The organism is Bradyrhizobium diversitatis, assembly GCF_016031635.1.
GTDB classification, from domain to species: domain Bacteria; phylum Pseudomonadota; class Alphaproteobacteria; order Rhizobiales; family Xanthobacteraceae; genus Bradyrhizobium; species Bradyrhizobium diversitatis.
In genome coordinates this window covers 51,936-63,998 of the sequence record NZ_JACEGD010000035.1, presented here as the reverse complement: position 1 = coordinate 63,998, position 12,063 = coordinate 51,936, and the positions used below count along the sequence as shown (strand labels likewise).

At 56.3% G+C, this 12,063-nt stretch carries 11 protein-coding genes and 2 pseudogenes; 12 read left to right on the top strand and 1 reads right to left on the bottom strand.

What is annotated here, in order from left to right:
* The coding region (locus H1B27_RS40450; RefSeq protein ID WP_283817034.1) for an IS4/Tn5 family transposase DNA-binding protein at positions 1-191 on the bottom strand (191 nt) is incomplete at its 3' end.
* A 285-nt stretch (positions 192-476) separates the two neighbouring features.
* Here H1B27_RS40450 and H1B27_RS31070 point away from each other — a divergent pair.
* The 12 genes and pseudogenes from H1B27_RS31070 to H1B27_RS40425 form a co-directional block, all read left to right on the top strand.
* Positions 477-1,443 (top strand): annotated as a pseudogene (locus tag H1B27_RS31070) (IS5 family transposase); the annotation flags it as partial.
* An 86-nt stretch (positions 1,444-1,529) separates the two neighbouring features.
* Positions 1,530-2,488 (top strand): annotated as a pseudogene (locus H1B27_RS41405) (IS110 family RNA-guided transposase).
* Positions 2,489-3,283: 795 nt separating this feature from the next.
* A complete protein-coding gene (locus H1B27_RS31060) occupies positions 3,284-4,477 on the top strand; it encodes a CaiB/BaiF CoA transferase family protein (RefSeq protein WP_197968658.1) in 1,194 nt (397 codons plus the stop codon).
* A gap of 467 nt (positions 4,478-4,944) precedes the next feature.
* Positions 4,945-6,357, top strand: a complete 1,413-nt coding sequence (locus H1B27_RS31055; protein WP_197968657.1) for a M20/M25/M40 family metallo-hydrolase — start codon at positions 4,945-4,947, stop codon at positions 6,355-6,357.
* 113 nt (positions 6,358-6,470) lie between these two features.
* On the top strand, positions 6,471-7,166 hold the full coding sequence (locus H1B27_RS31050; protein ID WP_311977234.1) for an aspartate/glutamate racemase family protein: 696 nt from the start codon (positions 6,471-6,473) through the stop codon (positions 7,164-7,166).
* 92 nt (positions 7,167-7,258) lie between these two features.
* Positions 7,259-7,969: an aminopeptidase P family N-terminal domain-containing protein gene (locus H1B27_RS40435; RefSeq protein ID WP_246515825.1), complete on the top strand. Its 711-nt coding sequence runs from the start codon at positions 7,259-7,261 to the stop codon at positions 7,967-7,969.
* Positions 7,970-8,026: 57 nt separating this feature from the next.
* Positions 8,027-8,422 carry a M24 family metallopeptidase gene (locus H1B27_RS40430; RefSeq protein WP_246515823.1) on the top strand — a complete coding sequence of 132 codons (396 nt, stop codon included), beginning with the start codon at positions 8,027-8,029 and terminating at the stop codon, positions 8,420-8,422.
* A gap of 65 nt (positions 8,423-8,487) precedes the next feature.
* Entirely contained in the window at positions 8,488-9,363 is an 876-nt protein-coding gene (locus H1B27_RS31040; RefSeq protein WP_197968656.1) for a transporter substrate-binding domain-containing protein, read from the top strand.
* A gap of 34 nt (positions 9,364-9,397) precedes the next feature.
* Positions 9,398-10,117, top strand: a complete 720-nt coding sequence (locus H1B27_RS31035) for an amino acid ABC transporter permease (protein ID WP_197968655.1) — start codon at positions 9,398-9,400, stop codon at positions 10,115-10,117.
* Positions 10,114-10,761, top strand: a complete 648-nt coding sequence (locus H1B27_RS31030) for an amino acid ABC transporter permease (protein WP_197968654.1) — start codon at positions 10,114-10,116, stop codon at positions 10,759-10,761. Before H1B27_RS31035 ends, H1B27_RS31030 begins: the two co-directional genes overlap by 4 nt.
* 100 nt (positions 10,762-10,861) lie before the next feature.
* Complete coding sequence (locus H1B27_RS31025) at positions 10,862-11,620, top strand: amino acid ABC transporter ATP-binding protein (protein ID WP_311977228.1); 759 nt, start codon at positions 10,862-10,864, stop codon at positions 11,618-11,620.
* 73 nt (positions 11,621-11,693) lie between these two features.
* On the top strand, positions 11,694-11,876 hold the full coding sequence (locus H1B27_RS40425) for a CoA transferase (protein WP_311977227.1): 183 nt from the start codon (positions 11,694-11,696) through the stop codon (positions 11,874-11,876).
* Positions 11,877-12,063: the final 187 nt, after the last annotated feature.

Here is a 12,063-nt window from a genome sequence, read left to right as displayed (position 1 = left end):
CGTTGATAGCTGAATTCGGTTGTATCGTGCAGCACAAGAACGAGACCTTCAGTGGCGGCGGCGCGATCACGTGTCGATTGGAAATGGCCGGCCAGAATGTCCGCTTCGCTGACCCGGTCATTAGAGAAGAAGCGGTAGGCCGCCTTGGTATTTGCCCAATCCTGGCAGACGAGCGGAATGCTTTGTCCCATGGCGCTTCCAATCTGCGTGAGCAGTTGCGGAATCTGTCGCCGAGCCGCGCATCCCTAAACTCGCATCCACTACTCTCTCGATCAATCCAACATTCACCTTCCAAGGATCACAAACGGCCTTTTGCCGATCGATCCCTTGCTGTCAGCCCCATAGAGCACCTCCTCCCGAATCAGGTGCTCAGCAAGGAATCACAAGTGATTCTTTCGATTCAAGATTACGACGATTAGCGGATCAGCCCGAGTGGCCAAAGTTATGGGCAATTGAAAGCTTCACCGGAGGGTACGGAGCTGTTGCTGGCCGAGAGCTTGCGGGTGGCGCACGAGGCCGGCGCGTTACGGAGCCAGGACCTCAAGCGGGTCACGGTCGATACCGCCGTGCAGCCGAAGGCGATCACCTTCCCGACCGATGCCAGGCTGCTGCACGCGGCGATCAAGGGGCTCAACCGCCTGCCGAGGAAGCACGGGGTCAAGCTGCGGCAGTCTTATCTTCGCATTGCCAGGACCGCGGCAATAATGGCTTCCCGCTACGCCCATGCCAAACAATTCAAGCGATATCCGCGCCAGTTGCGCATCCTGCGCAGCCAGCTGGGCCGGATCATCCGCGATATCCGCCGCAAGATCGAACGCGTTCGCCCTCCCGCCCAGCCGGGCCGCGTAGATCCGCTCGCAGCAGCAGCGCCAGCGCGGCTGGAAACTCTATTCCTTCCACGCCCCGGAGGTGGAGTGCATCGGCAAGGGCAAAGCCGCCGCGCCTTACGAGTTCGGCGTCAAAGCCTCCATCGTCACCAACAACCGCCGTGCTCCCGGTGGCCTGTTCGTGCTGCACGCCAGGGCGCTGCCCGATAACCCGTACGACGGTCACACCTTGCGGGACGTCATCGACCGCACCGAGACACTCACCGACTGCGCGATCGAGCGGGCCTATGTCGACAAGGGATACCGCGGCCACGACGCCCAAAATCCCCGCCGAATCTTCATCTCTGGCCAAAAGCGCGGCGTCTTCGGTGTCATCAAGCGCGAGCTACGCCGCCGCTCCGCCATCGAGCCCATCATCGGACACCTGAAGGCCGACGGTCACCTCGGCCGCTGCTACCTCAAAAGCTGCGCAGGAGACGCCGACAACGTCATCCTCTCAGCCGCCGGCCACAACCTCCGCCGCATCCTCGCTTGGCTGAGGGTTCTTTGGTGCGTGATCCTGACCACCCTCATCGCTGCCGCCAGCGACCGCTCATCGCTTAAATCGGCTTCTTAACATGGCGTCATCGCGGCTGACGTCTTCCTGAGGACACGAGGGTCGGTAGGATCGGTCCCCGCAGACTATCGACGGGAAGCAGCGCCATGAAGCGGTACGTTGGTCTGGACATCTCTACGGAAGAAACCAGCATTTGCGTTTTGGACCAAACCGGCGACGTGACATTCGAAGGTTGCGCGTCGGCCAATCCTGAGGCTATCGCCAAAAGTTTGCGGCAGCACGCCTGCAATGCTGAACGGATCGTGTTTGAAACGGGCTCGCTTTCCAATTGGCTTTGGCACCAACTCAAGGCGCTAGGCTTTCCGGTAATTTGCCTGGACGCGCGTCATGCCAACGCAGCGTTATCGATGCGCATCAACAAGTCGGATCAGAACGATGCCAGGGGGGCCGAAATGGCCCGCATGGGTTGGCGCCGGACCAGGCTGGTGAATCTACGGCGAGATATTGACAGCCAAATGCGCGGTCTGTGCAAGGGGCTGGGAATAGTGCTCGGCAAGGCCGGCTCGACTAACCTCGGCCGCGAACTCGACGCCGTGCTCGCTGAAGCGCCGGATTTTACAAGATATTTTTGCATCGCTACTCCGTTCCCAGACCTGCTTGACTGAGCAGATTGAGAAGTTCGATCGACTACTCCTGGCAGCGGCAAAAGCCGACGAGACGCGAATGATGACCGTTCCCGGCATCGGTCCCCTGACTGCCCTGTCTTTCGTCGTTACCATCGACGACCCCACTCCTTCCGACACTCCGCCGACGTCGGCGCCTATCTCGGCTTGACACCAAGATGTTATCAATCTGGTGAGATTGATCTACTGGCCGCATCTCCAAGCGCGGCAACCACCAGATGCGAACTTATCTGTTCGAGGCCGCGAACGTCCTGCTGACTGTTGTCAGGTGAGGTTCTTCGCTCAAGCGCTGGGGCAGCAAGCTGGCCAAACGCATCGACGCCAAAAAGGCCAAGGTTGCTGTCGCGCGCAAAATGGCCGTCATCCTCCATGCCATCTGGATAGATGGCACCGAATTCCAGGCAGAGATGCGCACCGCATGAAGCAGTCTTAAATTAACCCAGATCCGCCTTCGGCGGAGTATGCGTCCCTGGCGGGACGACGGTGCTGGCAATCTCGAAGTCGTCCCTGCGGGCGTTGCGCGCACCGCGTTCTTAACATCGGGATGCGCCACACCTCTTGAACGCAATCATGCGGCGCTCGTGCACAGAGACGACTGCGGAAAGAACCATGAACCCGGCAGCGGATCAATTTGGAGTATCGGAGTTGACATCCTGCCCGCGATTAAAGAACGGACGACGAGATATGCATCGAAGCGGCGACGACATTCCCTTTATCGTCCGCCGGTTGGCTACTTCTTCAACAGTCCGCTAGAGGAGCCGACAGTCCACCGTAGTCTCGGCGTGCTAAAGAGAGCTTGTCTGCGCCGACGCGTTTCCTCCAAGAGCACGTTCCTGCTTCTAAGCGGGTCGAGGGTCGTACTCCAAAGCAATCGCAAACCCATGAAAGTTGGTTAGCCTTGCTCTATGCTCCGTCCCGCTCCACCGCCAAAAAGCTTTGGCTGGCCGAATGAATTGACTTTTGGATCCCTGAAGGCCTTCCCGGCAATCAAGGCGTCTAGCTGGCAATCGCGATCACTGAAGAAAGCAAGCACGGCGTTTGGCAGCCATTGTCAAATTGCAAGCATGTGACACTAATCCTGATACTTCGATGCAGAAAAGCTGCGTTAATGGGCTGACCATACCTAGAATCTGCGGAAAGTCCGGAAAAACGTTGAAATCGTGCGGCCATCAGGAGGTATCTAACTCGACGTATTCCTATGGGTGGATATGCAGAACATGAGTGAAAATTTCCGACCCTTGGAAGGTATTCGGGTGGTCGAAATGAGCCATATGGTAATGGGCCCGTCCTGTGGCATGTTTCTCGCGACGCTGGGGGCGGAAGTCATTAAGGTCGAGCCCGTGGCGGGCGACAAAACCCGCTACTTATCGGGCATGGGCCGCCCCCTCTTCCCGCTGTTCAATCGGGGAAAAAAATCAGTCCGCCTCGACACCGAATCCCACAGCGGTCGGACCGCTCTCGATGCCTTGCTGTCCACTGCTGACGTCTTCATTGACAATTTCAGCAGCGCGTCGCTTGCCAAGATGGGGCTCAATGCTGATGCGATGAGGGGCAAGTTTCCTCGATTGATCCTCGCATCCCACAAGGGTTTCCTGGCTGGTCCCTACGAACATCGTACGGCACTGGATGAGGTCGTGCAGATGATGACGGGCCTAGCGTACATGACCGGGCCGACCGGGCGCCCCCTACGCGTGGGGGCTTCAGTCAACGACATCATGGGCGGTCTGTTCGGTGCATTCACAGTAGTTGCCTCGCTTATGGAGCGAAAGCGAACGGGGCGCGCCAGAAGTCTGCGAATCGGATTGTTCGAAAACGCACTGCTGCTCGTTGCTCAGCACATGGTTCAGTTTGAACTGGAAGGCCAAGAACCGCTCCCGATGCCGGAAAGAACGTTCGCTTGGCCGGTCTATGATATTTTCCAGACTGCAGACAATCATCAGATTTTTGTGGCAGTCGCAACGGAACGGCACTGGCGGGTGCTTTGTGACGTTCTCGGGCTCGTAGATCTCGCAGCCGACCCAACGCTACAGACGAAAGGTGACCAAATCAAAGCGCGCCCGCTTACCTTGCCGGTCTTGACCAACGCAATTCGTGGAACGACCCTCGACACGCTGCGCGAAAATTTTGAGCGTGAGGGAATCCCCTACTCGCCGGTGGCCCGTCCGAAGGACATGTACTCGGATCCGCATGTTCTCCGCCCGGGCGGATTGGTCGAGTCGGTAATGCCGGAGGGGGGCGCTTTCCGTGCTCCGTCTCTACCCGTAGACGTAGACGGTCTTCCTATCGGGAATATTGGCAACGTGCCTGCGATGGGTGAGCACACTGACGCGATATTGTCCTCCCTCGGATTCGACAAAGAAACGATCGAAGCTGCCAGCGGTGCGACAGAGCATGGTGCGTGCGATGGGTAAAACGTGCGTCACTACAGCTCACCCAATCGATCGCGTAGCTCTTCGCAAGATAGCTCTCCGCGATCGCTTGCACCTGGTGAAGGCATGGCCGACAACGTCACAGAAGATCGAGTCGGCTGCTCGTGAGCGTTCGGCTGATGTGACGCACTTTGAGGTTGGGACGTTTCTTCCATCCGACCGAGTGCCGCAATTCGCCGACATTCCGGAGGTGCTCACCTTCGTCGAGAGAGTATCTTCCATCCCGTCGGCGCTCACTTTGAACGAGCGGGCCGTTGATGATGCCTTAAAACACGCAAGCGTCCGAAATTGTCTGCGTTGTTTCCTGAAGAGCACAGCCAGGCCAACATTCGCCGCTCGCGGCATGAGTAGGTTGATATCCCGCCGACGCTTATGAAGTGAACTCCCTGAAAATCGATTTCCGTCACGCGACCGCAAATAGACAATCGGCAAAAGCAGGAAAATCGAAAATGAATGCGACAGAAAAACAGGTCAAAATTACTGCTGAGCTGTCTAGCATCTATAAGCACATCGCAGCAAACGAAGATCAATTTATCAACCGTCTGCTCGATTATCTAAGACATCCCAGCATCAGCGCGCAGAACATCGGCATCCGTGAAGTCGGTGAAATCCTCGTTGAAATGCTAAATCGCTTAGGGTTTGATGCGCAGACGATCCCTACGTCCGGGCACCCAATGGTGTTTGGGCGCTGGAACCATGCGCCTGGAGCGCCAACGATTTTGCTTTATGGCCACTATGACGTGCAGCCTCCGGAACCGTTGGAGGCCTGGATAACCCCACCATTCGAGCCGACAATACGCGATGGGCGCATTTATGCGCGCGGGGTGGGAGATAATAAAGCCCAACACTTCGCTCAGCTGCTCGCTGTGGAATCGTATCTGGCGGTGCATGGCCGATTGCCATGCAATGTCTTGTTTCTGCTCGAAGGAGAGGAAGAGATCGGCAGTCCAAACATTGAAGAATTCGTTCGCGCTCACCGAGACTTGTTGCAGGCAGATGTAGTCGTGACCGCCGACGGCGCGATGGATCCATCGGGAAGTCCCTACATTTTCCATGGTGTTCGGGGAATTGTATCTTTCGAGTTGCGAGCTCATACCGCGAACAGTGATGTGCATTCTGGCGGCTTCGGCGGTGTCGCACCAAACCCTATCTGGAAGCTCGTGCATTTGTTGGCGACCATAAAGAATGCGGCCGGAGAGATTACTGTTGAAGGCTTTTATGATGACATTGTTCCACCGGGTGACCTCGAAGTCGCGACTGCGAGGGCGTTGCCTCTGGACGCTGCAGAAGTCATGAAAAAGCTCGATCTCGCCGAGTTGGATACTCCTAGCGGTCGGCCTTTGGCAGATAGAATTATGTTTCATCCAACCCTCACCATCAATGGCTTTCATGGTGGCTATGGCGGGCGGGGTTCGAAATCGATCGTGCCGAACGAGGCCATTGTCAAGTGCGACGCGCGCCTCGTTGAGAAGCAGACGCCAGACGATGTCTTGGCGAAATTGGAGGCTCACGTTAGGCGCCATGCCCCAGATATCGAGTTCGTTCCGGTCGAAGGAATGCTACCTTCAAAAACGCCGTTTGACTCACCGTTCGCTAAGCTAATCCAGAGCGCCGTTCGACTTGGACAAGGTCGGGAGCCACTTGTGTATCCTGTGGCAGGAGGCAGCCTACCGGAATACGTTTTCACCAAAATTCTCAACACGCACTCATTTGTCTTACCGTATGCGAACCATGATCAGACCAATCATGCACCAAATGAGAATATCGAGATCGATTATTATCTGAGAGGGATCAGAACGGGCGCTGCTCTGCTGCATGAAATCGGCAGGTACGCGGGCCCGAGGAAAGCCCCCGTGGGGTAGCCAGTCCGTGCGTCGGTCGTTGAGAAATTCATCTAGGGATATCGGCTGTTCGCCGCAAAGCAGCAGACCTCAGCAAGCAAGAGCTTGAGCAAGCAACTAGCGCAAGAAGGCTAATGATGACGTCGTCCTCGAAACCCGCTCTTGGAATACTTGCCCTAGAAAAGGGGCTACCAGCCGGTTCTCCGGCGGCCAATCCTCGCTTTACTGAGTTGCTCGACCTTCCGGTAATTTCCGAGACGATCGAAGGCGGGTGGTCAGAGTTGGTCGTCCGCGGAGACCCTATCTTAGAGCCGGCCTTCGTTGCAGCGGCCCGCAAGTTGGTCGCCCGCGGCGCAGTTGCGATCAGCAGCAATTGCGGCTTTTCTATCCGCCATCAAAAAGCTGTTGCGGCTGCGGTCGACGTACCGGTCGCACTCTCAAGCCTCCTCCTGTTGCCGATGATGCTAAGCCAAGTTCCGAGGGACGGAAAGGTTGCTGTTGTGACCGCCGACTCGTCCAATCTTACGGAAGACACTCTGGTCATTGGGAACCCGTCCGATCGGTCCAGAGTTGTTATCGGTGGGATTGAAGGCGGAGAGTTGCTACGCAACGAGATGGTGCGTCCCCCAGTGTTTACTCCGGTTTTCTCGATACAGTCGGATGTGGAAGCCTGCATCTCCCGTTTGAGAGCCGCGCACCCGGCCATCAAGGCGATTCTATTTGAATGTGCAGGCTTTCCCTTGGTGTCGCGTGAGCTTCGGAAAAATACGCGGCTTCCAATTTATGACATCGCCGACCTGTGCCGGATGGTATTCGCGTCTGTAACATGACGTTTCATGCTCCGCAGGTGCAACACCACTAAGTCGCGGCTCTTCACCAGTGAAATCTAAATAGTTCTCACACTCGTCAGGAGTTCGTAGATATGACTATCAAGAAGGCGCCGCAGCCGTTCCCGAGAGCCGAGTACTTGCGAAGGATGGCAGCAATAAAGAAAGAGATGGTTCGACGTGAAATAGACGCGCTCGTTGTCCCCAGCTCCTCGAATATTACTTATTTGACAGAAAATTGTGCCAGGATCTTTTCACTGCATGCGCTCGTGCGCGCCGACAAGGAAGAACCGGCGCTCATCGTACGTGTTATTGATGTCTCCGCATTTGTTTATCTGACGTTCCTCGATGCGGGCCACATTATTGGTTATTCAGACGACTACGTCGGCAAAGCGGACAAGAACGGTTATGACGCTGTAATAGACTTCCTCCATCAGGAGGGGTTGGGCAATAGGATGGTTGGGGTCGAATTCAACGGCAGCCGCGGGCTGATCTGGGGAATGATGACGATAGCCTCGGCGGAGAAGTTCAAAGCGAGGCTGCCGAACGCCGTTGACTGTACAAGGCTACGCATCGTTAAATCCGACCTTGAGATTGACGTGATCCGAGATGCCGCTTCAATTGCCGATGCCGCAATCCTCCGTGCAGCGGAAGTGCCCTGGAGCAAGAGAAGCCGACGTCGTCGCAGAGATCGTTGCGGCGCAAAATCCGCGGAGCGCCGGGCGGCAAGTCTGCTACTGGGGTGTTCGCGCCTATGTGAACGTCGCCCGTACGGACGCACCTCACATCCTTTGGAGAGAGGATGAATTGCGAAAAGGGCTCACAAATCAAGTATTGAACTGAGCGGTAACAGGTATCAGTAAATGGCCGCCATCACGCGCACATTCACAATCGGCCCCGCGCCGGATCGACTGCGTCGCCTGCACGAGGCAGAAGTTGCCGGTCTTGAGGCTGCGTTAGATGTACCGCGTCCTGGCAATACAGCCGGTGACGTTGCGAGCGCCCTCTACCGCACCATCGAGAAGATGGGTCTTAAGAAGGAGTCCCGCTGCGGGTATGCCATAGGCATCGATTGGCCGGAACCAATCAGCTTAGAGGTAGGTAATATGACTGAGCTGAAGCCAAACATGACGTTCCATCTGATGCTGGGTAACTGGGTGGAGGAAGAGTTTGGCTATGTCGTAAGTGAAACGTGTCGCCTCACCGACTCCCGCGTCGAGGTGCTGACAAAAGCACCGCGCAAGCTATTTGAACTTTGAGTCAGATACGTGACGTCGGGAGCATCGAATACCAACCTCTTCGAAGTAATTAGACGGAGATTAGCATGAGCCTCAAATCAAAGATGCAATTCCTACTAGTTGCGTTGATCGGCTTTTCAGGCCCGGCACTCGCGCAAGCGGATGACCCTGTCATAGCCGCGCTTCGCAAGGCAGGGCAGGTCAAGGCGGCAGTTTCGTCGGTGCCACCCCTGTTGACAATCTCGCGGGATGGAAATGCCACGGGTTACATGGCAAAAATCACGAATCTTGCGCTCAAGGGCCTCGATCTGCCCGAGATCACACCAGTGGTTACAGCGTATGGGTCGATGATCCCTTCTTTGAAGGCAGGCCAGGTTGACCTCGTAGTCCCGATTATGCAGCCCAACAGAGAGCGATGCGAGCAGGTACTATTCTCGGCGCCCGTTTTTCTCAACAGGAATGTCCTATTCGTAAAGGCCGGAAATCCGAAGCACTTGACGAATCTGAGCCAGATTGCCGGCACGCCAGACCTCAAGGTGGCGGTTCAGCCAGGCGGGAGCAATGAAACTCAAGCTTTGAAGGCGGGGGTGAAGCGCGGCCAGCTGGTGCCCACACCGGACAATCAGGCGGGCATGGCCACGGTCATTGGCGGACGAGCGGACGCTTGGTTAGGCGGCCAAGCCTCATTTCCAGCTTCGACGCTGAAGAAGTTGGGCGCGGAGATCGTGGTCGACCCTCAGCTTGACATAGTCCTATACGGCATCGTGGTGCGGAAGGAGAACACTGGTTTTCGCGACGCGCTCAGCGAGCAGGTTAATATCTTGCGCGAGAACGGCAAAATGAAGGAAGCACTGCAAAAGTGGGCCGTTGAAGCTGACTTTGCGGAGAACGACTTTGCCTTGATGTGGGATACGCTATCGAAAGTTCGGACGATTGGAGAATCTATGCCGGATTGCCGATGAAATCGGCGATGATTGTCGGTGAGGTGCAAGAGGCATGATGGCAATTCTGGAGTACTGGCCGGTCCTCTTGAAGGGTTTATGGATTACCGTGACGGTATCGCTATGCACCATAATCGGTGGAGCTATCGGCGCGGTAATCATCGGCGGGCTGAGACTGTCCAGCTCAACGGCTGTGCGCGTTGCGACGATGGTCTTCGTAGAATTGTGGCGCAGTCCGTCGGCGCTTGTCTGGCTATTTTGGGTTTACTACGCGTTGCCGATGGTAACCGGTACACGCATCAATCCTCTCACTGCGGCGATCCTCGTCCTGTTGCTTGAGGCGTCGGTCTACGGCTCTGAGGTTGTTCGCTCCGGCCTCGAAGCTGTCAATCGCGGACAGTCAGACGCATGCTACGCCCTTGGTCTCAACAAAAGCCAAAGTTTCATCAAAGTGGTGCTGCCGCAGGCGCTTTCCCAAATTGTGCCTGGCTTTGGCAGCATGGCACGGACGATGTTTAAGTGGACAGCGATAGTGAGCTTCATAGGCGTACAGGATCTTCTCTACGTATCACAGTTCGTTCGCGCCCAAACTTTTGAGACAACGAAGGTATTCCTCCTTCTCGCCGTTGTCTATTGGATCCTTTGCCTAGGTGTAGCCTTCGCTTTCCGGGCACTTGAGCAGGTGCTTCCTCTCAATCGGGCGTTGCGGGCTGCGCAGGCCTCAAGCAGTGCCAGCCAGCTTGGCGACAACGTCTCCGCCATAGGTGCCGCATGACCTGGGATTGGAATTACGCGTTCGAGATTATGCCCGACCTCTTGGTGGGGGTCTGGTACACGGTGGTGGTTACTTTAGCGAGTTCAGCGATTGCGCTGTCGCTAGGGCTGTTGCTGGCGATATTAGAGAGCGTAAGCACAACATTCGGACGAGCATTTGTGCGGTTCTGGCTCGAGATCTTTCGTGGTGTTCCGATCTTGGTGCTGCTCTACATGGCTTACTACGTTCTGCCAGAATATGGGCTGAATTTTTCAGGAATGGTCATCGGGATTGGCGTCACCGGCCTCGTCTATGCTGCGTACTCCTCGGAGGTGTACAGAGGGAGCCTTATAACGATCCCACCCGAATTGCGCGACGCGTGTGTGGCGTTGAGCCTGAGCCCTTCGGTGACATGGCTGAGTGTTCTCATTCCGTTGATGGTAAAGCGGTCTATCCCAGCATTGCTTAACTACGTCGTTGGCATGTTCCGAGCGACCGTCTTTTTGTTCGCGATAGGAGTGCCAGTACTCATGGGCGAGGCACAAACCGCGGCCGACAGATCATTTCGATACCTTGAACCGTATACTCTAGCAGGCTGCATCTTCATTCTGCTCAATCTGCCCTTCATCTACATTCTATCGAAAGCAAAGGCCGACCATGTCTAGGACCACTGAACTTAGCTCGGCGGGAAATCGAGTGAACCCGGGCGGCGTGGCATCGAGCGAGAGAAAGGTTGACGTGTCAACGAGTAGCAAGCAAGAGCCCGTGTGGGCCATTGAGTTCAAGAAGATCTGCAAATCATTCGGTGCGTTTCGCGTGCTCGTCGACCTCGACCTTAAGGTGCAGCCGGGCGAGAAGGTGACGCTGATCGGGCCGAGTGGCTCCGGCAAGACCACTGTCTTGCGCCTGGCGATGACGCTTGCCAAGCCAACCAGCGGCGATATTCGCATATTCGGCGAAAGCATCCTTTTCGATCAGGCAGGCACTCTACTTTCCAGCGCCGAGGAGGCACGCATCCGGCGGCGCTGCGGCATGGTCTTCCAGCAGTTCAACCTATTTCCGCATCTGACTGTACTGCAAAACTTAATCCTAGCGCCCACGACCGTGTTGAAGCAGTCAAAGGCAGAGGCCAAGGAGAGCGCACTTCGCTATTTGAGAATGGTGGGGCTCGAAGGAAAAGTAGATGCCTACCCGGCTCAGCTTTCCGGAGGCCAGCAGCAGCGTATCGCGATCGCTAGGGCGCTGGTGATGAAGCCCGAGATCCTGCTGCTTGACGAAATCACCTCTGCGCTCGACCCAGAAATCGCCGGCGAGGTGCTCGACGTGGTGCGACGCATCGCGCGGGAGTCGGGCGTCTCAATGCTGATCGTCACGCATGAGATGCGTTTCGCGCGCGAAGTCTCCGACCGCATCGCGGTCTTCGACGGCGGCCGTATCATCGAGCAGGGCACTCCCGAGAAGATTTTCATCAGCCCAGAATCCGAGCGCACGCGTTCATTCCTCCAATCAGTCCTGAACCACTGATCGCCGGATCGGGTGGTTTAAGGTGACCTGCCACTGAGATTTTTTATCCTATCTTCTAATCGGGGAGGAGCGCATGAGCGAAAATTTCCGGCCGCTGGAGGAGTTCCGCGCCAAAATGAGCCACATGGTAGTGGGACCGTCCTGTGGCATATTCCTGACAATTCTGGGGGCGGAGGTCATCAAGATCGAACCCCTGACGGGGCGACAAAACCCATTATCTAGCTGGCAGGCGGCCCGCTGTTCAACCGTGGGATGAGATCCGTCAGCCCAATATCGTGCAGATGATAACGAATGTGGCCCAAATCACGCGGCCGAGCGGGCACGCTTGCCATGGGATTGTCGGTGAATGCCATTGTGGGCGGGAACGGTGAAATATACTGAAGCGATTCTGTCGGCTCCTGGTTTCGAGAAAGAGATCGTCGAAACTGCGAGCCGCGAGACCA

Coding starts and splice junctions, on each gene's coding strand:
- H1B27_RS31050 (WP_311977234.1), top strand. CDS start 6,471: ATGATGACGTCGTCCTCGAAACCCGCTCTTGGAATACTTGCCCTAGAA.
- H1B27_RS31060 (WP_197968658.1), top strand. CDS start 3,284: ATGAGTGAAAATTTCCGACCCTTGGAAGGTATTCGGGTGGTCGAAATG.
- H1B27_RS31035 (WP_197968655.1), top strand. CDS start 9,398: ATGATGGCAATTCTGGAGTACTGGCCGGTCCTCTTGAAGGGTTTATGG.
- H1B27_RS40430 (WP_246515823.1), top strand. CDS start 8,027: ATGGCCGCCATCACGCGCACATTCACAATCGGCCCCGCGCCGGATCGA.
- H1B27_RS31040 (WP_197968656.1), top strand. CDS start 8,488: ATGAGCCTCAAATCAAAGATGCAATTCCTACTAGTTGCGTTGATCGGC.
- H1B27_RS40435 (WP_246515825.1), top strand. CDS start 7,259: ATGACTATCAAGAAGGCGCCGCAGCCGTTCCCGAGAGCCGAGTACTTG.
- H1B27_RS31030 (WP_197968654.1), top strand. CDS start 10,114: ATGACCTGGGATTGGAATTACGCGTTCGAGATTATGCCCGACCTCTTG.
- H1B27_RS40425 (WP_311977227.1), top strand. CDS start 11,694: ATGAGCGAAAATTTCCGGCCGCTGGAGGAGTTCCGCGCCAAAATGAGC.
- H1B27_RS31055 (WP_197968657.1), top strand. CDS start 4,945: ATGAATGCGACAGAAAAACAGGTCAAAATTACTGCTGAGCTGTCTAGC.